Origin of the sequence: Tistrella mobilis (genome assembly GCF_039634785.1) — a bacterium.
Classification (GTDB): domain Bacteria; phylum Pseudomonadota; class Alphaproteobacteria; order Tistrellales; family Tistrellaceae; genus Tistrella; species Tistrella mobilis.
Window position 1 is genome coordinate 233,100 of record NZ_JBBIAB010000006.1, and the last position, 23,027, is coordinate 256,126.

The 23,027-nt window shown below is 67.8% G+C and carries 17 protein-coding genes; 6 read left to right on the forward strand and 11 right to left on the reverse strand.

Annotated features, from left to right (window positions below; genetic code table 11):
* Nucleotides 1-8: 8 nt before the first annotated feature.
* The 3 genes from WI697_RS10925 to WI697_RS10935 all read right to left on the reverse strand — a co-directional run bounded on the left by WI697_RS10925 (nucleotide 9) and on the right by WI697_RS10935 (nucleotide 4,308).
* Complete coding sequence (locus WI697_RS10925) at nucleotides 9-719, reverse strand: hypothetical protein (protein ID WP_345958469.1); 711 nt, start codon at nucleotides 717-719, stop codon at nucleotides 9-11.
* A 280-nt stretch (nucleotides 720-999) separates the two neighbouring features.
* A complete protein-coding gene (locus tag WI697_RS10930; protein WP_345958470.1) occupies nucleotides 1,000-2,442 on the reverse strand; it encodes an ABC1 kinase family protein in 1,443 nt (480 codons plus the stop codon).
* A gap of 54 nt (nucleotides 2,443-2,496) precedes the next feature.
* The gene (locus WI697_RS10935; RefSeq protein WP_345958471.1) at nucleotides 2,497-4,308 is read right to left on the reverse strand and encodes a M3 family oligoendopeptidase; all 1,812 of its coding nucleotides are present in this window, start codon (nucleotides 4,306-4,308) and stop codon (nucleotides 2,497-2,499) included.
* A 264-nt stretch (nucleotides 4,309-4,572) separates the two neighbouring features.
* Here WI697_RS10935 and WI697_RS10940 point away from each other — a divergent pair, with 264 nt between their 5' ends.
* Nucleotides 4,573-6,294, forward strand: a complete 1,722-nt coding sequence (locus tag WI697_RS10940; RefSeq protein WP_345958472.1) for a sigma-54-dependent transcriptional regulator — start codon at nucleotides 4,573-4,575, stop codon at nucleotides 6,292-6,294.
* A 67-nt stretch (nucleotides 6,295-6,361) separates the two neighbouring features.
* Here the strand turns inward: WI697_RS10940 and WI697_RS10945 are convergent, their stop codons facing one another.
* Nucleotides 6,362-7,471: an oxygenase MpaB family protein gene (locus WI697_RS10945; RefSeq protein ID WP_345958473.1), complete on the reverse strand. Its 1,110-nt coding sequence runs from the start codon at nucleotides 7,469-7,471 to the stop codon at nucleotides 6,362-6,364.
* Nucleotides 7,472-7,627: 156 nt separating this feature from the next.
* Between WI697_RS10945 and WI697_RS10950 the strand changes: the two genes are divergently transcribed.
* The 5 genes from WI697_RS10950 to WI697_RS10970 all read left to right on the forward strand — a co-directional run bounded on the left by WI697_RS10950 (nucleotide 7,628) and on the right by WI697_RS10970 (nucleotide 15,564).
* A complete protein-coding gene (locus WI697_RS10950; protein WP_345958474.1) occupies nucleotides 7,628-8,320 on the forward strand; it encodes a TetR/AcrR family transcriptional regulator C-terminal domain-containing protein in 693 nt (230 codons plus the stop codon).
* 341 nt (nucleotides 8,321-8,661) lie between these two features.
* Entirely contained in the window at nucleotides 8,662-12,174 is a 3,513-nt protein-coding gene (locus tag WI697_RS10955) for an indolepyruvate ferredoxin oxidoreductase family protein (protein ID WP_345958475.1), read from the forward strand.
* 279 nt (nucleotides 12,175-12,453) lie between these two features.
* Nucleotides 12,454-13,896 carry a sensor histidine kinase gene (locus WI697_RS10960; RefSeq protein WP_345958476.1) on the forward strand — a complete coding sequence of 481 codons (1,443 nt, stop codon included), beginning with the start codon at nucleotides 12,454-12,456 and terminating at the stop codon, nucleotides 13,894-13,896.
* A gap of 5 nt (nucleotides 13,897-13,901) precedes the next feature.
* The gene (locus WI697_RS10965) at nucleotides 13,902-14,795 is read left to right on the forward strand and encodes a CAI-1 autoinducer sensor kinase/phosphatase cqsS (RefSeq protein ID WP_345958477.1); all 894 of its coding nucleotides are present in this window, start codon (nucleotides 13,902-13,904) and stop codon (nucleotides 14,793-14,795) included.
* Nucleotides 14,796-14,931: 136 nt separating this feature from the next.
* Complete coding sequence (locus WI697_RS10970) at nucleotides 14,932-15,564, forward strand: hypothetical protein (protein ID WP_345958478.1); 633 nt, start codon at nucleotides 14,932-14,934, stop codon at nucleotides 15,562-15,564.
* On the opposite strand, the gene WI697_RS27475 is transcribed toward WI697_RS10970, so the two are convergent.
* The 7 genes from WI697_RS27475 to WI697_RS11000 form a co-directional block, all read right to left on the reverse strand.
* Complete coding sequence (locus WI697_RS27475; RefSeq protein ID WP_409351432.1) at nucleotides 15,446-15,820, reverse strand: DUF3325 domain-containing protein; 375 nt, start codon at nucleotides 15,818-15,820, stop codon at nucleotides 15,446-15,448. The two genes, WI697_RS10970 and WI697_RS27475, sit on opposite strands and share 119 nt — an antisense overlap.
* Entirely contained in the window at nucleotides 15,817-17,280 is a 1,464-nt protein-coding gene (locus tag WI697_RS10975; protein WP_345958479.1) for a PepSY-associated TM helix domain-containing protein, read from the reverse strand. Before WI697_RS10975 ends, WI697_RS27475 begins: the two co-directional genes overlap by 4 nt.
* Nucleotides 17,281-17,323: 43 nt before the next feature.
* Nucleotides 17,324-17,581: a hypothetical protein gene (locus WI697_RS10980; RefSeq protein WP_345958480.1), complete on the reverse strand. Its 258-nt coding sequence runs from the start codon at nucleotides 17,579-17,581 to the stop codon at nucleotides 17,324-17,326.
* Nucleotides 17,582-17,585: 4 nt separating this feature from the next.
* Nucleotides 17,586-20,030 carry a TonB-dependent siderophore receptor gene (locus tag WI697_RS10985; RefSeq protein WP_345958481.1) on the reverse strand — a complete coding sequence of 815 codons (2,445 nt, stop codon included), beginning with the start codon at nucleotides 20,028-20,030 and terminating at the stop codon, nucleotides 17,586-17,588.
* 182 nt (nucleotides 20,031-20,212) lie between these two features.
* The gene (locus tag WI697_RS10990; protein ID WP_345958482.1) at nucleotides 20,213-21,196 is read right to left on the reverse strand and encodes a FecR family protein; all 984 of its coding nucleotides are present in this window, start codon (nucleotides 21,194-21,196) and stop codon (nucleotides 20,213-20,215) included.
* A 6-nt stretch (nucleotides 21,197-21,202) separates the two neighbouring features.
* The gene (locus WI697_RS10995) at nucleotides 21,203-21,703 is read right to left on the reverse strand and encodes an RNA polymerase sigma factor (protein ID WP_345958483.1); all 501 of its coding nucleotides are present in this window, start codon (nucleotides 21,701-21,703) and stop codon (nucleotides 21,203-21,205) included.
* Nucleotides 21,704-21,810: 107 nt separating this feature from the next.
* A complete protein-coding gene (locus WI697_RS11000) occupies nucleotides 21,811-23,022 on the reverse strand; it encodes a glutathionylspermidine synthase family protein (RefSeq protein WP_345958484.1) in 1,212 nt (403 codons plus the stop codon).
* Nucleotides 23,023-23,027: the final 5 nt, after the last annotated feature.

Here is a 23,027-nt window from a genome sequence, read left to right on the forward strand (position 1 = left end):
ATGGCGTCTCAGTTCACGGCTTCCTGCGGCGTGCGACGCCGGGCGGCCATGGCGGCCGCGGCACGGCGCAGCCTCAGCGTCCACATGGTGATCATCGGCAGGGTGACGGCCGCCGGCGCCATCCAATGGGCGCCATCGGCGATCATGCCGCCGCCCAGCCCCGCGAAGGGACGGTGCAGAACCAGGGCGAGCGTGACGGTGGCGGCCAGCGCGCCCAGCATGCGCACCATATGCCGGCCGACCCGCACCCGGCCCGGTTCTTCCAGAACGTCCTGAACCGCCAGGAAGGCGCCGACCAGGCCCAGAACCGGCAGCGCGACATTGGCTGCAACCGGCATCACCGCCGCCAGCGCCGGGTCGACCTCGCGGCCGATCATGCCGGTCAGCCCGGCCATCACGGTCAGAAGGCCGGTGCCGATCACCACGCCCGACATCATCCGGTCGGCGGTGGACGGCTCGGCGGTCTGTCGGGTGTTGGCCCGCCAGCCGGCGATCAGCGTATAGATGGCAAGCAGGGTGACGATCAGCAGCAGAACCGAGGGCTGCACGATCGCAAGCCCCAGCCCGGCCAGGATCGAAATGCCCATCAGCACGCCGAAAACCCGGCTCATCGGCCGGATGCGTGCATCCTCGTGCGGCAAAAGAGCAAGTCTGAAGGCGGCGAGCACCGCAGCCGCGGCCGCGGCGGCCTCGATGGCCAATAGTCCGTCGACAACCATGGTTTGCCCCTCCCGATGTCCCGTCTTTGCCCCGCCGTCATAAGGGGTCATATGGGGCCCCCGGAACACTGAGCAAGCGTAAACCATCTGTTAACCATGATTTTTATATCAAGGATTTTGACGGTTTTTTATGTAACCGAGGTAACCGGCTGATTTCGCTGCGACTCCCGATAATGTCACGGCAGGGGCCGCCATACGGGGCGTCTGCCACGAAAATGACATGCGGTGACCGGTTCCGCCGCCGCCTCGGCAAAACCGGTCAATGATCGGGCACCGGTCCTCAATCGGCCGGACGGTCCAGATCCACCGCCGCCAGTGCCGCCTCCTGGCGCCTGGTCAGGGTGTTGACATCGAAATCGTCGATCAGATCGCGGAACATCCGGTGCCAGTTGATTTCGGCCTTCAGATGCAGGAAGACCGATCCCAGCCCGATCGCGGCCCGGTCCATCAGCACGAATTCGCGCGGCGGGGTCACCCCGCCCAGCCGCTTCAGTTCGGCATGGACCTTCTCGGCCACCGCGCGGCCGTACTGGCCGCTGCTTTCTTCCTGGATCCGCTGCACCCGGTCTTCCAGCAGCGGCCGGTAGAGGAAACCGGCCCAGGTGTTCAGCACCTCGAGCAGGGTCTTGTCGATCTTCTCGAAACCCCAGGCGCGGTAGGCTTCCACCGCCAGCTCGTCGTCCTTGCGGTCGAGCGCGTGATAGAGGTCGATCACCCCCTTCACGAAGCCCGGCCGGAACACACGGATGCAGCCGAAATCGAGCAGGTTGATCCCGTAATCCTGGGGGCGGACGGCGTAATTGCCCAGATGCGGGTCGCCATGGATCACGCCGTACTCGTAGAAGGGCACATACCAGGCCCGGAACATGTTCATGGCGATCCGGTCGCGCACCGTCTGATCCGCGTCGCGGAACGACATCAGCCGCGCGCCGTCGAGCCAGGTCATGGTCAGCAGCCGCTTCGTCGACAGCTCCGGCAGCCAGTCGGGCACATGCACATCGGGTTCGTCCCGCAGCATATGGGCATAGAGCCGCATCTGCCGGCCCTCGCGGCCGTAATCCAGCTCTTCCCTGAGCCGCGCCGACAGTTCGGCATGGATCTGGTCGGGGTTGATCGCCCGGTCATAGCGGCGGTAGATGCCGAAGATCAGCTTCAGCTGACGCAGATCCGCCTCCACCGCCGAGGCCATGTCGGGATATTGCAGCTTGCAGGCAAGCGCCCGGCCGTCATGGGTGGTGGCCTTGTGGACCTGCCCCAGAGAGGCGGCGGCCACGGCCTCGCGTTCAAAGCTGCCGAACCGGCTGCGCCAGTCGGGCCCGAGTTCGGTCGCCATGCGCCGCTTGACGAACAGCCAGCCCATCGACGGCGCATCGGCCTGAAGCTGGGCCAGTTCTTCGGCATATTCGCGCGGCAGCGCGTCGGGGATGGTGGACAGGATCTGCGCCGCCTTCATCAGCGGCCCCTTCAGCCCGCCCAGGGCTGCGCGCAGATCTTCGGCATGGCGGCCGCGATCCAGCGGCAGGCCGAACAGGCGCTCGCCCGCCAGCCGGGCGGCCAGGCCGCCGACACCGGTGCCGACCCGGGCATAGCGCCGGATCCGGCCGCCCAGGCGATCGTCTTCGTCGGACGTAGCCGCCGCCCCTGTCGGGGCGGCGGTATCGTCATGAGAGCGGGGCGCCCCACCCGGGGCGGCGGTATCGTCATGAGAGGTCGGCGTGGTCATGGGGGAGGAGGCTCCTTCCGGGCAGGCGGCGCCGGAGGCCCGGCAGCCGGGCCCTCAGAGACCCGCCGCCGCGACTTCCGCTTCCAGACGGTCGATATAGCCCTCGATCAGCTGAAGGCCACGGCTCCAGAACGCCGGATCGCCGGCATCCAGGCCGAAGGGGGCCAGCAGTTCGCGATGATCCTTGGCCCCGCCGGTAGCGAGCAGGGTGCGGTACTTGGCGACGAAATCCGGATCGCCCTGTTCGTGCACGGCGTAAAGCGCGTGCACCAGGCATTCGCCGAAGGCATAGGCATACACATAGAAGGGCGTGTGGAAGAAGTGGGGGATATAGGCCCACCAGTTCCGATAGTCTTCCGAGAAATCGAAGGCCGGGCCCAGGCTTTCGGTCTGAACCTCGAACCACATCCGGCCCAGATCTTCGGGTGTCAGCTCGCCCGACCGGCGCGCGTCGTGGACCTTCATCTCGAAACTGGCGAAGGCCACCTGGCGCACCACGGTGTTGATGATGTCCTCGATCTTCGAGGCCAGCATCAGCCGGCGGCGGGTCGGGTCGGTCTCGGCATCCAGCAGGGCGCGGAAGGTCAGCATTTCGCCGAAGACCGAGGCGGTCTCGGCCAGCGTCAGCGGGGTTTCCGACAGGAACAGGCCCTGATGGGCCGCCAGCGTCTGATGCACGCCATGGCCCAGTTCGTGGGCAAGCGTCATCACGTCGCGCGCCTTGCCCTGATAGTTCATCAGCACATAAGGATGGGCACCCGGCACGGTCGGATGCGAGAAGGCACCGCCGGCCTTGCCATGGGCGACCGGCGCATCGATCCAGTTCTCGGTGAAGAACCGACCGGCGATCTCGGCCATTTCGGGCATGAAGCGGCCGAAGGCGTCGAGCACGATCTCGCGCGCCCGGTCCCAATGGATCGCGGCATCGGCATCCTGGGGATAGGCGGCGTTGCGGTCCCAGTAGTTCAGCTTCTCCATGCCGAGCAGCCGGGCCTTCAGCGCATAGTAGCGGTGCGAGATCCGCGGATAGGCCTCGCGCACCGCCTTGATCAGCGCATCCACCACCTCGTCTTCCACCTGGTTGGACAGGTTGCGCGACGAGATCGGCCGGGCGAAGCCGCGCCAGCGATCCTCGGTCTCCTTGTCCTTGACCACGGTGTTGTAGATCAGCGTCAGCATCGGGATGCGCTGGCCCAGCCCTTCCGAGAAGGCGGCCGCGGCCTTGCGCCGGCGCTCGGGGTCGCGATCGCCCAGGCGCGAGAGCACGGCGTCCGAGGTCAGCTCTTCGCCGTCGATGGTGAAGCGGGCCGAGGCCCAGCTTTCATCGAACAGCCGCACCCAGGCTGCGCGGCCCGAGACCGACTTCTCCAGCAGCAGCTTTTCCAGCCGGTCTTCCAGCTGATGCGGCCGGAAGGCGCGCTGCCGCTCGATCCAGGGGCGGTAGCGGGCAAGCCGCGGCTCGGCCTCGTAGGCGGCTTCGAGTGCTGCATCGTCCAGCCGGTTGAACTCCAGCACGAAGAACAGCAGCCGGCTCGAAATCTCGGTCAGCTGTTCCGACACCGTCTGATAGCGGCGCCCGGCCTCGGCCTGGTCCAGGCGGGTGACGTGCATCAGCCCGATATAGGACCCGATCCGGCCCATCGCCTCTTCGATGCGTTCATAGGTTTCGATCGCATCGGCGAGGGCCGTGGGCGCAAGCTCGGCCAAGCGGCCTTCATGGGCCGTGGCGAAGGCCTCCGCATCCGCACGTGCCGTGGCGACATCGGCATCGATCGCCGGATCGTCCGGGGCCGCATAAAGATCGTCGAGGCGCCAGCGGGGCAGATCGCCGATCTCGGGGCGAAGGGGCTCGTGGCCGTCGGGCATGGGAAGGCTGCTCCTCAAGGAACCGTGTCGTCGTGGTGGACACAATATAGGCCGGCGGGCGGAGCCGACCAACCCGAACGGACATGCGCCGCTGATTTCAATGAACCGTCACAGGTCAACCCCAGCCATCAGGCCATCGCGCCGTTGGCGTTGGCCAACTTGGTAAATGGACGTGATACGCTTATCTGATTAAATATGCAGTCTCCCGCGGCCGGCCGGGTTTCCGGCCGCCCGTCCACGGCATCGGAACGGCGCATCCATCATATGACACCCACCATCCTGATCGTCGATGACGACCCCGCTCAGCGCCGGCTGCTGGAGGCGACGATCGGCCGTTTCGGCTATCGGCCCCGGCCGGTGAGCAGCGGCGAGGAGGCGGTGCGCCTGCTGATGCCGGGGCGCGAGCGGGTGGATGCCGTGCTGCTCGACCTCACCATGCCGGGGCTGTCGGGCATCGATGTGCTGAACCAGGTGCGTCCCACCCGGCCGCATCTGCCGATTCTGGTTTTCACCGCCCATGGCGGCATTGATGTGGCGGTGCAGGCGATGCGGGCCGGTGCGACGGATTTCATGGTCAAGCCGGTCTCGGCCGACCGGCTGCAGATCGCGATCCGCCAGGCGCTGCGTCCCGGCGTCGCCGACGATCTGGACGGGGTGGCGCCGCGGCGCGGCCGGCCGATGCCGGTGACCGATATTCTGGGCGACAGCCGGGCGATCCGCGCCGTGCTGGGCCTGGTGGCGCGGGCAGCCAATTCGACCATCCCGATCCTGATCGAGGGTGAAAGCGGTGTCGGCAAGGAGCTGATCGCCCGGGCGATCCATGCCCGCAGCGACCGTGCCCACGGGCCGCTGGTGACGGTCAATTGCGGCGCGATCCCCGAAAATCTGGTCGAGAGCATTCTGTTCGGCCACGAGAAGGGGGCGTTTACCGGGGCGAGCGAGCGCCATATCGGCAAGTTCCAGGAAGCCTCGGGCGGCACCCTGTTTCTGGACGAAATCGGCGAGCTGCGCCCGGATCTGCAGGTCAAGCTGCTGCGCGCCCTGCAGGCGGGCGAAATCGACCCCGTCGGCTCCAAACAGCCGGTGCCGATCGACATCCGGCTGATTTCGGCCACCAACCGCAATCTGTGGGATCTGGTCCAGACCGGCCAGTTCCGCGACGATCTCTATTACCGTCTCAACGTCTTTCCGATCTATGTGCCGCCGCTGCGCGACCGGCGCGACGACATCCTGGTTCTGGCCCGCCATTTCATCCAGCGCTTCGAGGCGGCCGAGGGCAAGCGCATCCGCGGCCTGACCGAGGCGGCGGAGCGGCTGCTGACCACCTATCACTGGCCGGGCAATGTCCGCCAGCTGGAGAATGCGATCTTCCGGGCGGTGGTGCTGTCGGACGGCGACATCCTGGATGTGGAGCATTTCCCCCAGGTCCAGCAGGCGGCCTATCGTGCCAACGGCTTCGGCGATACCGCGCTGCCCGGCGATTACGGCGCCGGCCCGCCGGTCTATGCCGTGCCCGGCGGTCAGCCGCCGCTGGCGCCGACGCCGGGCGGGCTCGCCTATCCGCAGGCGGGGGGCCAGATGGCGCCTGCGCCCATGCCGGGTACTCAGGTGCCGGGCACTCAGATGCCGGGCACTCAGATGCCGGGGGGGCGCCCGATGCTGGTCGCGGCCGGCGGCGGGCAGCCGGCCCCGATGATGCCGCAGGGCTTCGCCCAGGCGCCCATGCCGGCGCCGATGCCGCCGGCCCCCCAGGGCCCGCTGCCGGCAGCCGGCCTGCGCCCACGCGACGACGAGGCCGAGGCGCCGATCCGCGCCTTCGACGAGGCGGGCCATATCCGGCCGCTGGAAGAGATCGAAGCCGACATCATCCGCATGGCGCTGCGCCAGTATCGCGGCCGGGTGAGCGAGATGGCCCGCCGCCTGGGCATCGGCCGGTCCACCCTCTATCGCAAGCTGCGCGATCTGGGTCTCGACGGCACCGATTGAGCCGGCGCAGAAAAGACGCGGGCGAGCATGAGCCCGCCCGCCGCACCGCATCCCCCCGTTCCGGCCGTCAGGCGTAGCGCGCCTGCCGGGCGGTGTTCTTTCGTGCCCGCTTTGCTTCTGCATGCAGCCGGCGCGCGGACTTCACCAGTTCGACCGCGTCCGGCCCCCACATCATCCGCAGAAAATAGCGTTCGATCGGGCCGCGCTGGAGCAGCCAGATCAACGGCATCATCGCGAAGCATGCCGCCAGGATCATCTTCTCCCGGCGCGGCGTCACGCCGCTGTTGCGGCGTGTCTTCGCGGAGACGGCACTCATGGCGATGAGTTTGAACAGACCTTCCTGGAAGAAGAGCTGGCGTTTGACCTTGCGTTGTGACGGGTGATAGTTCTTCTGAATCGACGATTTCCACAAGTCATGGAAGTCGTCGCCCGTTTCCGGAATGATGCTGAGCGTCTTCGTCACACCGAAGAGATGGTCGTATTTTTTGTAGAGCGCTTTCAGATCTGCCATTGAGGCAGGGAGGTCCGCTTCATCGTGCGGGAACAGGCGGCAGTAGTCGCTGACCTCGCGAATGTAGCGATCCCGCTCCTCGGCCGGGAGGCGCCGCGGAAGCCGGAGGCCCCGGAAGCCGAGGCGTTCATAGACCCAGAGCATGGAATGCATCTCGGTCAGCGCGGCCCACATCGATTCGCGCGGGGAATTGGCCCGGTAGCCGCCGATCTCGGGCGCGCCGACATCGATGACGTCACCGGCCACCTTCTCGTGGACCCGTATCAGGTGCTGAGAGACGCGCCGTGCCGTGTCCAGATCACCCAGCCACATCGGCGCGTGGATGCCCGAATTGCGCTGGGCGCGGTCGAAGACGTCGAACATCGTCAGCTCGCCCCGATGCGCCTTGCGGGAGATGGGATCCCAGTCCCGAACCCCGGCCACGACCGGCTTGTAGGTGAGCTGCAGAATGAACTGAGCCGGCGACTGAAACACGATGACCGCCGGATGCAGAAGAACATCCCAGGCCACCGAGCCCGGGCCGAACACGCCGCGATCCCCGACGTCTCCGGGGCTCGCGACCTTCGGCTGACCATGGCGTCGCCAGCGGCTCGCCTTTCCAAGCAGGCGCTCTCTGGTGACGATGACGTTCGGCCGGCGTTCTTCGGTTTCTGATTGTACGCTCATGGGGTTAGCCTCCCTATTTCCCGTTCGGGAATAAACGATATTCCCGAGAGGGAATATGAGTCAAGGCGTGCGGGCGTGCTGCATCGGCACCGGGGGCGTGATAAGGAAGACCCTTGCCTGATCACCAGAGCCGGGCAGACAGGGAGCGGGGATGACATGGCAGTGCGGCGAACCCGCCGGCCGGGAAAACGGGCCGGCCTGGATCTTCGGCAGATCGTTCAGACCGCCCGACAATTCGACATCGCGGATCTGTCCATTCAGTCGCTGGCGGACCGCCTGAACGTCGACCGCAAGGCGCTGCACTATCATGTGAAAGACAGGCAGTCCCTTTTCGAACTCGTCGCTCTGGACAGCTTCGCAGAACGCCTGCAGGGGCAAGGCGTCGCGGCCGCCGAAGACTGGCGCGAGGCGTGCCGGGTCTATGCCAGAGAATTCGTGGACAGCGTCACCTCGCTGGGGGAGCTGTCCGAATACCTCTGGTTCAACGAAGCGGTGACCGCTTGGGCGCTGGAACCCGCCGAGGCGCTGTTCGCCCGGTTGAACGCGGCCGGATTTCCCGATGAAGATGCCGTTCGGATGGTGACCATGCTCGCCACCCTCTGTCTCGGCCATGCGCGCGACATCGTCCAGGCGGGCCGGGAGGCGGAACGACCCCGTGCCCGTTCACTCCGCGCGGCGCTGTCCGAGGCCGGGCAGCCCGGATTTCCCAATCTGGAGCGGATCGCCGGTCTGGGGGTGGACACCTATGGTCCGGCGCAGCTGGCCTTCGGCGTCGAGCTCTTTCTGGAAGGGGCCGACGCGGTTCTGAGGCGCGCCCGGGCTGCGGCCGACCGGCCTGCCGGGCTGTGATCGGGGGCCAGGTCGCGGGTCGTGCCGAACAGGCCTCGGGCGATAATTTTCCGCATGATTCTTAAGGGATGTCAGGGGTTTTCTTTCGGAAAATCCTGAAAAATCCGTGCTCTATTCCCCTCGGACAAGGATGTTGCGGCATGGCCCGCATCCATCGTATAACCGGGAAAATAGGTCACTAATACTGACCTAATTTGATCTGCCGGCAGCCAGGCCGGTCAGCATCGACAAGACGAGCCCGGCCCGGCGCATCGATGCCCGACGCATCGATTGCGGCGAAGGCGGGGCCATCACCCGGGGATCCGCCTCAGGCGGGGACGATGTCGTGTGGAGACGCCGAAATGACGCTGCCCGAATTGTCGCAGGACGATAAGTACACCGTCGAGCGCGGACGGATCTTTCTGACCGGAACCCAGGCCCTGGTGCGGCTGCCGCTGATGCAGCGCCAGCGCGACCTGGCCGCCGGGCTGAACACCGCCGGCTTCATCTCGGGCTATCGCGGCTCGCCGCTGGGTGCGCTCGACCAGCAGCTCTGGAAGGCGCGCAAGCATCTGGAGGCGCATCACGTCGTCTTCCGGCCGGGGGTGAACGAAGATCTGGCGATGACCTCGGTCTGGGGCAGCCAGCAGGCCAATATGGACAACATGACCCGGCCGGAACATGCGGCGCTGGCGAAATACGACGGCGTGTTCGGCATGTGGTACGGCAAGGGCCCCGGCGTCGACCGGTCGGGCGATGTGATGAAGCACGGCAACATGGCCGGCTCGTCGCGCCATGGCGGCGTGCTGCTGCTGGCCGGCGACGATCACGGCGCCAAATCGTCGACCCTGCCGCATCAGGCCGAATACACCTTCATGGACTGCCTGATCCCGATCCTGAACCCGTCGGGTGTGCAGGAAATCCTGGATTACGGCCTGATCGGCTGGGCGCTGTCGCGTTTCTCGGGCGCCTGGGTGGGGATGAAGACCATCGCCGACACGGTCGACAGCTCGGGTTCGATCGATGTCGATGCCGGCCGGGTGCGGGTTCTGCTGCCGGAGTTCGAGTTTCCGGCCGATGGCGTCCATATCCGCTGGCCCGACGCGCCGATGGACCAGGAATACCGCCACCATCGCTACCGGCTGGCGGCGGTCGCGGCCTTCGCCCGCGCCAACCGGCTGGACCGGGTGGTGATGGACGCGCCGCGCGCCCGTATCGGCATCGTCACCGCCGGCAAGAGCCATCTGGACGTCTGCCAGGCCCTGGACGAGCTGGGCATCGACGAGGCGCTGGCGGCCCGGATCGGCATCCGGCTCTACAAGGTCGCCATGCCCTGGCCGCTGGAGCCGGAAGGCATCCGCCGCTTCGCCGAGGGCCTGGAAGAGGTGCTGGTCGTCGAAGAGAAGCGGGCCGTGGTCGAGCCGCAGCTCAAGGAGCATCTCTACGGCTGGCGCGCCGATGTCCGGCCGCTGGTGGTGGGCAAGTTCGACGAGGCCGGCAACTGGATCCTGCCCTCGGCGGGGGAGCTGCGCCCCAGCCGGATCGCCCAGGTGCTGGCCGACCGTCTGGCCCGCTTCCTGCCCGACGAGCCGGGCCTGGCCGAGCGTATCCGCACCCGGGTGGCGCATCTGCGCCAGTTGGAGGACGCGTCTTCGGGCAAGGCGGCGATCGAGCGCAAGCCCACCTTCTGTTCGGGCTGCCCGCACAACACCTCGACCGTGGTGCCCGAGGGCAGCCGGGCGCTGGGCGGCATCGGCTGCCACTACATGGCGACCTGGGTGATGCCGCGCACCGAGACCTTCAGCCAGATGGGCGCCGAAGGGGCCTCGTGGATCGGCCAGGCGCCGTTCACCACCGAGCCCCATGTCTTCCAGAATCTGGGCGACGGCACCTATTTCCACTCGGGATCCCTGGCGATCCGCGCCGCGATCGCGGCCAAGGTCAACATCACCTACAAGATCCTGTTCAACGACGCGGTCGCGATGACCGGCGGCCAGCCGATCGACGGTTCGCTGACCGTGCAGCAGATCGCCCATGAACTGCTTCAGGAAGGTGTGCGCCGCCTGGTGGTGGTGACCGACGACACCACGGCTTACGAGGGTGGCGCCGGCCTGCCGGCGGGCGTGACGGTCCACGACCGCGGCGAACTCGACGCCGTGCAGCGCATGCTGCGCGAGATCGAGGGCTGCACGGTGATCATCTATCAGCAGACCTGCGCCACCGAAAAGCGCCGCCGTCGCAAGCGCGGCACCCTGGCCGACCCCGACCGTCGGGTGGTGATCAACGATCTGGTCTGCGAGGGCTGCGGCGATTGCTCGGCCAAGAGCAATTGCGTGTCGGTGCAGCCGCTGGAGACCGAATTCGGCCGCAAGCGCCAGATCGACCAGTCGAACTGCAACAAGGATCTGTCGTGCCTGCAGGGCTTTTGCCCCAGCTTCGTGACCGTCTCTGGTGCGAAGATCCGCAAGCCCGCGCCCAAGGCCGCCGATGCCACCCCCTTCGAGGTGCTGCCCGATCCGGAGCTGCCGGCGCTGGGGGCGCGGCCCTATGGCATTCTGGTCGCCGGTGTCGGCGGCACGGGTGTCGTGACCATCGGTGCGCTGATCGGGGTTGCCGCCCATCTGGAAGGCAAGGGCGTCGGCGTGCTCGACATGACCGGCATGGCCCAGAAGGGCGGGGCGGTCTTCACCCATCTGCGCATCGCAGAGCGCCCAGAGGACATCAAGTCGATCCGCATCACCACCGGCGGCGCCGATCTGATGCTGGCCGCCGATCTGGTGGTGGGCGCGCGCCCCGATGCGCTGGGGCTGCTGGATCCCGGGCGCAGCCGGGCGGTGATCAACGACCAGGAACTGATGACCGCGGCCTTCGTCAAGGACCCGGATCTGGCCTTCCCCGGCCAGGATCTGCGTGCGGCCTATCGCCGGGCGGCCGGCCCTGCGGGGGTGGATTTCATCGAGGCCGGGCCGATCGCGACGGCCCTGCTGGGCGACAGCATCGCCAGCAACCTGTTCCTGCTGGGCTATGCCTGGCAGCGCGGGCTGGTGCCGCTGGCCGAGGCCAGCATCCTGAAGGCGATCGAGCTGAACGGTGTTGCGGTGAAGCTCAACCTCGACGCCTTCCTCTGGGGGCGGCGTGCGGCCCACGATATCCGCCGGGTGCGGGATCTGGTCATGCGCAGCCGGCCGGTGGCCGAAAGCGAGCGGCTGTCGGAAACGATCCACGAGGTGATGGCCCGGCGGACCGATTTCCTGACCGCCTATCAGGACACCGCCTATGCCGGCGCCTATGCCGAACTGGTGGAGCGTGTGCGCCAGCACGAGATGCGGGTGATGCCCCGCAGCACCGCGCTGACCGATGCGGTGGCGCGGTCGCTGTTCAAGCTGATGGCCTATAAGGACGAGTACGAGGTGGCGCGGCTTTACACCGACGGCGCCTTCCAAGACAAGCTGGCGCGGCAGTTCGAGGGCGATGTCAGGCTGACCTTCCACCTGGCCCCGCCGCTTTTCGCCCGGCGCGACAAGGCCACCGGCCGGCCGCGCAAATCGAGCTATGGCCCGTGGGTGATGGGCGCTTTCCGCCTGCTCGCCCGGATGAAGCGGCTGCGCGGCACCGTCTTCGACCCCTTCGGCCACACCGCCGAACGCAGGACCGAGCGCCGGCTGATCGCCGAGTACCGTGCCACGGTGGAACGGCTGGTCGCGGGGCTGACGCCGGAAAATCACGCCCGCGCTGTGGAGATCGCGAAGCTGCCGATGGACATTCGGGGCTTCGGTCACGTGAAGGACGAGAACCTGAAACGGGTTCGCCTGAAGGAACGGCGCCTGTTGGCCGCGTGGGAGAGGCCGGGGCCGGTGGTACAGGCGGCGGAATGACGCTTCGGACAGATGGTCCCCGGCTCCGGCTTTGCGTCGGGGCCGGGGATTTTCGCAGTTTCAAAGAATTTTATGCGTCTTAATTTTATATGACTGTCAGACATGCACGTATGAGGTGCATCCACGGATCTGCTCACAACGCTCCATCGCCAAGGGCACTGAATCCCGCCATAATGGCCGGACCTGTTTCAAGGGCCGGGATAGAGGGCATATCGGCACATCATGAACCTGCGGCGGGACGGTGGAGCGGAGGGTCAGGCGGCGACAGTGACGGCGCGCATGCGCGCCGCGCAGCTCGATGCGCTCTATCGCGCCGCCCGGATCGGCATCCTGATGGAACCGCTGGTCTCGATCTGTCTGGCGGTGCTGATCTGGCCCGCCGCCGCCCAGCAGCAGATCGCGCTCTGGCTGGTGGCGGTCAACTGTCTGGTGGGCCTGCGCTTCGCCGCCATCCAGCGTGATCTGCGCGACGGCGGTGCCGACACGGAACCCGAACAACGCGCCCTGCCGATCCTGATGATCATCGCGGTCAGCGGTGTGATCTGGGGGCTGGCGCCGCTGGTGCTGGCGCCTGCCGCCGCCTCGATCGACATGGCCAAGGTGCTGTTCGCCACCGCCGCGATCGGTGTGGCCGGCACGGTGATGATGTCCTGTCATCTGACGGCGGCTCTGGTCTGGCTGGGGGTGACATCAACAGCACTCGCGGGCGGGCTGATCATCGCCGGGCGGATGGATCTGCCGCTGCTGCTGGCGATCGCCGCATCGGCAGCCGTATTGGCGGTGGGCGCGCATTATCTGGCACGGTTGCTGGACGACGGGCTGCGCCTGCGGATCGAACTGGCCGATGCGGTGCAGGCCGCCCAGGCGGCCAACATCGCCAAATCCGATTTCCTCGCCAATACCAGCCATGAACTGCGCACGCCGCTGAATGCGATCATCGGTTTTTCGGAGATCCTGATGAACGATCGGCCGCGCACCGACGCCCAGATCGACGAGCAGATGGAATTCGCCCGGCTGATCAACGAAAGCGGCGTCCACCTGCTCGACATCGTCAATGACATTCTGGATCTGTCGAAGATCGAGGCCGGCGCCTACAACCTGGACGAAAGCGTCTTCACGCTGGAGAGCATCGTCCGGACCACGACCAATCTGATGCGCGGCCAGGCCGAAAAGGCCGGGCTGAAACTGGTCAACATGCTGGCACCCGACCTGCCGGCGCTGCGCGGCGACCAGCGGGCGATGAAGCAGGTGCTGCTGAACCTGCTGTCGAACGCGGTCAAATTCACCCCGATCGGCGGCAGTGTCACGGTAGAGGCGCGGATCGCCGAAGAGGGCGGGTTGACGATCGCGGTGGTCGATACCGGCATCGGCATCGCACCTGAAGACATCAACCGGGCGATGGAGGCCTTCGGACAGGTGGACAGTGCGCTCAACCGTCGCTATGCAGGCACCGGGCTGGGCCTGCCGCTGGTCCGGTCGCTGATCGAGATGCATGGCGGTCGCTTCCAGCTGATCAGCCGGGTGAACGAGGGCACCCGTGCCGAGATTGCCTGGCCGGCGGCGCGCGTGGTGGGCAGTGGCAGACGCGGCGGACCGCATTCAGGGATCAGCGACCAGGGGGCCGGCGGCCGGCTGAGCGGCGGTGCCGATCCGCGCACCGGGGGACGTGGTGACAAGGGGCGGGGCGGCATGCCGACGGGCCCGAGCACGGTGATGGGCTGAAGACCATGTCGGGCAGCAGCACCTACCGATCCGACCCGAGGCCGGCTGGCGAGGCCGCGCGCCCCGGCACCGACGTTCCGGCTGGCAGCCTGCGTGGCATCATCCTGAACGGCTTTCGCCATATCGAGCCCAATCTCGTGCCGGTGTCGATCGCCGGTGCGGTGATGATGCCGGCCTATTGGATGGTCTGGACCTTCCTCTTTCCCCAGGCCTATGAAAATCTCGGCCTGCGCCTGGCCGGGTCGGTGCTGTGCCTGCTGCTTGCCTTCCGCCGGCGCTGGCCGGCGCGGCTGCAGCCCTGGATCCCGGCGGTCTGGCTGGTGATGCTGGGCTATTGCCTGCCCTTCTTCTTCACCTTCATGACGGTGATGAACGGCGGTTCGGTCATCTGGCAGATGTCGACCCTGACGGCGCTGTTCCTTCTGGTGCTGCTGGTCGACTGGTTCAGCCTGATCATGCTGTTCCTGATCGGCACCGGGCTTGGGGTGGCGATGGCCCTGATCACCGGCCCGCCCCAACACGACGTGGCGATCTATGCCGAATACGCCCCGATCCTGGCCTTCGGCCTGCTGGGCGGTGCGATTTTCAACTACAACGCCGCCAATTCGCGGGCGGTGCGCGAACGGGCGCTCGCCGAAAGCGGTCGGGCTGCCGGGCGCATGGTGCAGACGCCGCTGATGAGCATCCGGACCTCGGCCCGTTCGCTGGAGACCTATCTGCCCGGGCTGGTGCGCAGCCATCGCATCGCCCGCGCCCAGGGCGTGCCGGTGGAGAGCTTCGACGATGCGCATCTCGAGGCCCTGCTGCACGTGCCCGCCCGGATCGACGACGACTGCGCCGAGGTCGCCCGCCGCCTCCAGGCCTTGGGAGATCCGGCCGAACTTCGCCGTCGCAGCTGACGACCGGCGGAGGGGGCATTTTACACGGAACTCACTCAAACCGTGTTCGATCGCACAAGCATCGGCACGGCGGTACCATTATGATGAAGCCGCAGCTGCCCGATGGGCGGCCGTAAAATATCGCAACGGGGCAGGCATGATTTCGACGGCGTTTCTGGTGCTGCATGTGGGGGCGGGCGCCCTGGCGCTGGCGAGTGGCTTGACCCTGATGGTCCTGCCGGGCAAGGGCAATGACCGCCACCGACGGATCGGCCGGGTTTTCGGCTGGTCGATGGCGGTATCGCTTGCCGCCTCGGTGGTGCTGGCGCTGGTGAACTTCTCGTCCTTCCTGCTCGCCATTGCCGGATTTTCGGCCTATCTGCTCGCCGCCGGCTGGCGTGCCGCCCGCCGGCGCAAGGCGGAGCCGGGCATGGCCGACCGGCTGATCGCCGGGCTGATGCTGGGCCTGGCCCTGGTGATGATCGTCGCCGGCCTGACCGGTGCGGTGGGCGGGGCGGCCAATGTCGTCATGCCGGTCTTCGGCCTGATCGGCGGCGCGCTTGCCTGCCAGGACCTGATGGAGGTGAGCCGCGTCGGCCCGCCGCGCATCGCCCGCCACCTTTCGCGCATGATGGGCGCGCTGATCGGCACCATCACCGCCGCCCTGGTCGTCAACGGCCCGACCCTCGGCCTGCCCCCGATCGCCACCTGGCTGGTGCCGACGGTGCTGGTGGTGCCGGCGATCGTGTGGTGGAACGTCCGGCTACGGCGGGCGAGCGGGCAGGGCTGACGGTCAGCAGCAGCGTGAAGGCAACCCCCGCGACCGGCATCAGGCAGATCCAGGCCGCGAGGCCGATGCCCCAGCCGCGGTCGTGGACGGCGAGAGCCGCCGAGGCGGTGAGGGCAAGACTGCCGGCAAGGCGCAGGGCGGCAGCCTGTGATCGGCGCGGCGGGCGATTCCACACCTGTCGGTGGTGGCGTTCCATGGCCAGGCCGAGACCCGCGAACCCCGCCAGGGACAGGAACAGGGCGGTGAGCAGGATCATGCCGCCTCCTTCCGCAGCCTGCGGCGCAGGCGGAGACTGATGAGGCCGAGCCCCAGGCCCGCGATGACCGCCGACAGATGCACGCCGATCACAACGGCATCACCTGTCCGCCATCCGTCGAGGGCATAGCCGCCGGAACTCCCGAGATCGAGCACCGGCAGCGCGATGCACAGCAGGGCCGAGAGACCGCATTGCACCGGCCAGCCGCGCTCCGGCGGCACGGTGAAACCGTGGATGATCGCGGCGATCCAGACCGCCAGAAAGCAGCCGAGTTCGGCCGGCGCGCGTAACGGCATGTCCGCGGGCAGCAGGCGATTGGCCCAGAGCAGGGCAATGCAGGCAAGCAGCAGCCCGGCGACGGCCCCGATATTGGCCCTGGCCACACGGTCGGGGAACCGGTCCCCGTCCTTGCGGGGACGACTGGTGAACAGCACCAGGCCGGTTGCGATCATTGCCGAGCCGGCGGCGCCGGCGGCGAAATAGGACCAGCGGATCCAGGGATCGGCGAAGGATACCCGGTGCAGACCGATCATCGCCCCCTGGACGTGGTGGGCGGGCCGCAGATCTTCGGGCCCGGAGAGGCGGATGCCGGTGACGCCGTCGAAGCGGGTGACCTGCGCGACGCGGACCAGACGCCGGTCCCAGGCATCGTGGAGCTGGACCAGGGCCGCGGCGTCGCCCGGATGGTCGATGATGATGACGCGCACACCCTGGCTGCCGTCGGGGCGGCGGAGGCTGTCGAGCATCGGTTCGAGGGGAGCCGGAGGTGCGGAACGGCCCGCGGCAGGGCGCGTCGGCGGCTCCGGTGCTAGTTCCGCCAGAAAGCTGCCGCGGCTGCCGTCATAGAGCCGGTCCACCGCTGCCGGCATGTAAGTGTCGTAGAGGATGGCGAGGCCGGTATAGGTGATCATCAGATGGAAGGGGAGAAACAGCACCCCCGCCAGCAGATGACCGTCGAGCCAGGCCCGCCTGGGGTTCGACGCCGGGCGGAAGGTGAAGACGTCCTTGAAGATCCGCTTGTGGATCAGCACGCCGGCCGCCAGCGCCACCAGCATGGCCATGGCCGCCGCCCCCACCACCCATTTACCGAAACCGCCGGGCAGATAGAGCCGGTAGTGGAGGCGGAAAAAGAAGTCACCGCCGATGGTCTCGCGGGGCGTGAGTTCGGCGCCGGTTGCCGGATCGATCAGCCGCCGCCGGAAACTGCCGTCCTGGAACCAGCCGACGGAGGCTTGGGGACGGCGGGCATCCGGCAGGGTGATGATCCAGCGCGGCGTGGGCGGCAGCTCTTCCAGCAGCCGGGCTGTGACCCGGTCGGCGTCGAAGGGGCCGGTCGCGGCCAGTTCGGGGCGCATCCAGCGGTCGAGTTCATCATCGAACACCGCCAGCGTGCCGGTGGTGAAGATCGCAAACAGCAGCCAGCCGAAGATCAGCCCGGCCCAGGCATGCAGCCACGACATTGATCGGATCAGGGGGAGCGGTTTCGACATGGCGGTCCGATTGTCAGCCCGGCGCCGCCAGTGCACCGCCCAGGGCGGCGAGCCCTGCGAGTTCGATCCAGGCACGTGCCGGACGGGCAACCGCAAAGGCGCGCAGCGCCAGCAGGGCCTGGATCAGGAAGGCGGGCAGGGTGGCGGTGATCACCGCGTCCGGGCGGCCGATCGCAGGGGCGAGGAGCACGGCCAGACCGGCGGTCAGGGCATAGGCCGCAGCCCATGCCCCGGGACCGGCAGCCAGAATCCGCCAGACGATGCCGTTCATGCCGTTACCAGCGATAGGACAGCGTGCCGATGACGGTGCGCGGGTCGCCGTAGCGGCAGCCGTCGACGGTGTTGCAGGTGAGGTAGTCCTCGTCGAAGAGGTTGCGGGCGTTCACACGGAATTCCGTCCCGGCGAGGTTCGGCGACAGCTCCGCCAGGTCGATGGAGACCATCGCGTCGGTCAGGGTATAGGCCGGCGCCTCCACGCCTTTCGGCTCACCGATCAGGTTGGACGAGCCGATGCGACGGATGCCCGCCCCGGCCCTCATGCCGTAGAGACCCAGCCCGTCCAGCCCGACATCGGCCCAGACCGACAGCATGTGACGCGGCACACCGTTCTGGCTCTCACCCTTTTCGCCCGGGGTGTCGCTCCGGGTGATCTCGGTGTCGGTATAGGCATAGCTGGCGATGAGCTGGAGGGGGCCGAAGCGGCTGCGCGCCTCGGCCTCGAAGCCGCGGGCGCGGACCTGTCCGGTCTGGACCGTGTCACCCAGGGCATCGGTATCGACCACATCGTCCTGGGTCAGCTGATAGACCGCCGCGCTCAGCATGGTCTCGCTGCCCGGGATCTGCCAGCGCAGGCCGGCCTCCACCTGTTCGCCGGTGGTGGGATCAAGCGCGCGACCGTCGCGGTCGACACCGGCATTGGGCGAGAAGGACTGGCTGAAGCTGACATAGGGGGCGACGCCGTTGTCGAACAGATAGACCAGCCCGGCCCGGCCGGTGAAGGCATTGTCGGTCGTCGTCTCGGCGGTACCTGCCGCCTTGCCGGTGACGTCGCTCTCGACCCGGTCGTAGCGGCCACCCAGCACCAGCACCCAGCGGTCTGCAATCTTCATCTGGTCCTGAAGATAGAGGCCGGCCTGATCGCTTTCGGTGCGTGAGCCGCTGTTGGCGCCGAAATTCACCGCGGGATCGGTGCCATAGACCGGATTGACCGGGTCGAACAGGCTGAAGCTGCCCCGGTAGCGGTCGGTGTCGTAGACCCGGCGATAGAGATCGATGCCGCCGAGCAGGGTATGGTCGACCGGACCGGTGGTGACCCTGTATTCGACGGAGTTGTCCGATGTCAGGCCGGTGGAATGCTCTTCGCGATCGCTGGCGCGGCGCAGATATGCGGCAAATGATTCGGACCAGCCGATCTGCATGTAATCCCACGTGACATCGGCGCGGTAGTAGCGCAGCGCATGGCGCAGGGTCACGTCATCCGAGGCCTGATGTTCCACCCGCCAGCCGATGCTGTTCACCCGGCTGTCATAGGTGTCGTAATCAGGCTCGCCCAGGAAGGTGTCCCGGCCGATCACTTCTCCGCCTGGGCCGGGATAGAGCGTACCGGTGTCGGGAAGAGGCGGGCCGAACTTCGTCTTGATCCGCTGATGGCTGGCCTGAAGCGTGATCCTGGTGTCGTCATCGGGTTCGAAGGCGATGGCCGGGGCGATGTAGAGCTTGTCGTCTTCCACCTCGTCGACCCAGGTATCGGCATCCCGGTAGAGGGCGGTCAAGCGATAGGACCAGCGCCCCTCGTCGTCGAGGGCGCCGCCATGATCGGTCTGAAGCTGGATCCGGTCGTAGCTGCCGTACTCGACGCCGATTTCATGCAGCGGATCACGAGTCGGCTGTTTGGTGACGGCATTGACGACGCCGCCCGGGCCAAGCTGGCCGTAGAGCACCGAGGCCGCTCCCTTCAGGACCTCCAGCCGCTCCAGCCCGTAAGGCTCCTGGCTGCCGTCATAGACGTTCGATTGCAGCTTCATGCCGTCGCGCAGCATGCCGGTATTGCCGTTGGCGACGTTGAAGCCGCGGATGGAGACGTCGTCGGCAAGCCGACTGAATACCGAGGGCATGGTTACCACCGAAGCGGTGTAGCCGAGCGCATCGGCCAGGGTCGATGCCTTCTGCACCCGCATCTGGTCGGCGGTGACCACACTCACCGATTGCGGGGTTTCGGTCAGCGGCGTGTCGGTTTTGGTGCCTGCAGCGCTGCGGGTGGCGACATAGCCTGCGACCGGTCCGTTGGCCCGCTCTCCCGTGCGGGCACCGTCGACGCGCAGCGGGTCGAGCCGCACCGCAGTGCCGCCCTCGGGCAGGGCTTCGAGGGCGACGCGATCCGGGCCGGTATAACGCCAGGTGAAACCGGTGCCGGCCAGCAGAAGGTCGAGGGCCTGATCTGCGGTCAGATCGCCTGCCACGGCGGCGCTCCGCCGGCCGTCGAGCCGGGCCGGATCATAGGCGAGCTGAAGGCCGGCGCGGGTTGCGAAACTGAGCAGCGCCTGGTTCAGATCCTGGGCAGGGATATCGAAGCGCATCGCCGCGCCCGCTGCCACAGCGGATGCGGCCGGCAGCGTCAGTGCCGCCGTCATTGCCGCAAGGCTGGTTGCGCCCGCCAGCGCCATGGCCAGCCGGCGTGCCTTGCCAGCCCCTGAAAGCCTTGTCGTCGCCCGTGCCGTCATCCCTGCATCCTTCCCGGTCCGATGCCTTGTGCCCATACCTGCCGGGGGATCGTCGCTTATGCGATTGCGTATCGATCGCGCCGGTCAGAGGAAGACGTGCGAGGCGGAAGATCCGGTAACGCTGCCGGGCATTTTTTTTCGAAAGGCCGGTGGGGGGGGTTGCGGAACGGCCGGCTGATCGCTCAACCGCCGGGGCGGATCACGGTCAACAGCGGCAGGATGTGGATGCGGGCGCCGAGTTCGCGGGCGATCGCAGCAAGCGCGCCCGCCGGGTCGTCGGCGCGGAACACGCCACTGACCCGTCGTGCCGCCAGGGCTTCGTCCAGAATCAGCACATGGCCCCGGCCATGACGCTCCAGCACCGCTGCCACCTGTGCGAGCGGCTGGCGGTCGAAGATCAGCCGGCCGTCGCGCCAGGCGGTGGCGCGGGCGGGGTCGACCGCCGCGACCGCACCGATACGTCCCGTGCCGTCATAGGTGACGGCCTGACCGGTTCCGATCGTGACGGCCGTTTCGGGCCCGGTTTCGACGCGGACGCTGTGTTCCGTGACCGCCACCCCGGTGCGATCTTCCGCCTCCCGGCTGACGACGAAGGCCGTCCCCAATGCCCGGACATGGCCGCGGCCGGCGGTGACAACGAAAGGCCGCCCGCCGGTATCCGCCGCGGCGGCGACCCTGAACCAGGCGCGGCCGGCCAGCAGGTCGATCCGCCGTTCTCCACTGCCGAATTCCACCGCGATCGCACTGGAGGCATCGAGGATCGCGATACTGCCGTCGGGCAGCGTGATCTCCGCCACACCCGCGGGGCCGTTCACATGGTCGGCGGCGATCATCAGCCGGGGGTCGATGCCGAGCATGCCCAGCCCGACGGCGGCCACCAGACAGGCGGCGGCCGCAAGCCCGGTCATCCGCCGGAGCGGGGAGCCCTTGTGGCGGGCGAAGCGCATCGGCATGGGGGCGACGGGCATGTCGGCCGTCTGCCCAAGCCGCTGCCAGAGGGCGTCTGCATGGTTGAAAGCGGCCTGATGGGCGGGGTCGGCTGCGAGCCAGAGATCCAGGTGCCGGCGTTCCTCGGCGTCGAGCGGCACGCCGCTCAGCCGGACCACCCAGGCTGCGGCCCGGGCCTCTATGCTCCCGTCGGTTTCCCGATCTTCGGCGGCCATCATCCTGCCTCAGACATCCTCGGGTCTCACCTCGCGCATGATCATCGCCAGCGCCTTTGCCAGATGCTTCTGCACCGAGCTTTCCGAGATGTCCAGCCGTCGGGCGACGTCGGCATAGCTCAATCCCTCGATACGGTTGAGGCGGAAGATCTCGCGCGTGCGCGGCGGCAGGCCCTCGACCACCCGGTGCATCCGCTCCAGCGTCTGCCGGCCGTCGGTCTCGCGGTCGGCGCCGGGCCGGTCTTCCGGCAGGCGGGCGAGTTCGTCGGGGGTCAGCGGCCGGGTGCGCCGGCGGAGCCCGGCCCGCTGGTGGTCGATCATCAGATTGCGGGCGGTGCGGTAAAGCCAGGCACGGCCATCGGTGACCTCTGCGCCCTGTTCGGCATAGCGCAGGAAGGTCTCCTGGGTCAGGTCGGCCGCCGTCTCCGCGTCCCGCATGCGGCGCGTCAGATAGGATTGCAACTCCCGGCCATGTGCCAGGAACAGCCGTTTGAGCGTGGATCCCGACAAGGAACAGCCTCGGCACCGCCTCGGGATCCGCAGCGGACCCGACGGCGCTGACCGTACGGTTATTGCGAGTCAGTCGCAATAACGAAAAACGAGACCTCCCCTTGGGATCAGTTCGCCCGGGGCGTGAACAGATGCGGCACGAAGCGGCTGCCGACCCCGGTGATCTCGCCCGCATCCTCGCGCAGGCCCATCGCCACGGCCTTGTCGCCGATGATCCAGACGCCCGCCACCGCATGGCCGCCCGGGGCGGGGGCAAGCGGCGTGAAGGCCTGGTAGACCCAGCCCTCGTCGCCGGCGATGCGCGGGCCGGGGCTTGCCTGGCGTACCACGCTGTCGGCCGCCGGCATGCCGTCGGGGCCAAGCGTCACGATCTCGACGCCATCGCCTTCGCGGCCGGCGAGCGGCTTGGCCACCACCCGGTCGCCCGGGGCGAACAGGCCGGGGGCGAACCCCGCCTTCAGCAGCCCCGGATGGTCGGGCTCCAGCTCGTACATGAAGGCCAGGATGCCCTTGGAGAAGAGCTGCTTCCACAGCGGTTCGAACAGCACCAGCCGCCCGGCCTCCACCGCCTCGATCAGGGGCACGCCCCAGTCTTCGCGCAGCATCCATTCGACCGGGTACAGGCTGAACAGCGCCTCGATCGGCGTGCCGTCCGGGTCGTAGAAGCGGCGGTCGCTCTCGTCGAAGGCGATGTCGCCGATCGCGACCAGTTTGGTGGCGAGCCCGGCTTCGGTGGCGATCGCCTGCAGATAGCCGGCCGTCGCCATGTCTTCGGTCACGTCGCCCGCGGTGAAGTGGATCGGCCGCCCGGCCATGGCGGCCCCGCGCGCCGCCCAGGCCTCGACCAGCGCCTCGTGCAGGCGGTTGAACTGGTCGGCCTCGGGATGGGTCTCTTCCAGCCAGTGCCACTGGACCACCGCCGTCTCGTAAAGGCTGGTGGGGGTGGCGGCATTGTATTCCAGCAGCGCCGGCGCACCTTCGCCGGTCCAGGCGATGTCGAGCCGGCCATAGACCGGGGCTTCCAGCGGGTCGCCCTCGCGGAAGCGGCGCCAGCTGTCGGCCACCGCCGCCACCGCATAGCCCGGAATGCCCAGCTCTGCCAGACGGTTCTGGGAAACGGCGCGATCGGCGGCGCGGATGGCGAGCGCATGGAAGGCGTCGGCCGCATCCTCGATCCGGTCGATCTCGTCTTCGGTGAAGGCCCAATGGGCGGTCTCGTCCCAATAGACCGTGCCGTCGGGGGAGTGGAAGACGAAGCCCAGCTCCTCTTCCATCCGGCGGGCCCAGTCGGGGCGGGGTGGGTGGGTGACGCGACGCATGGGGG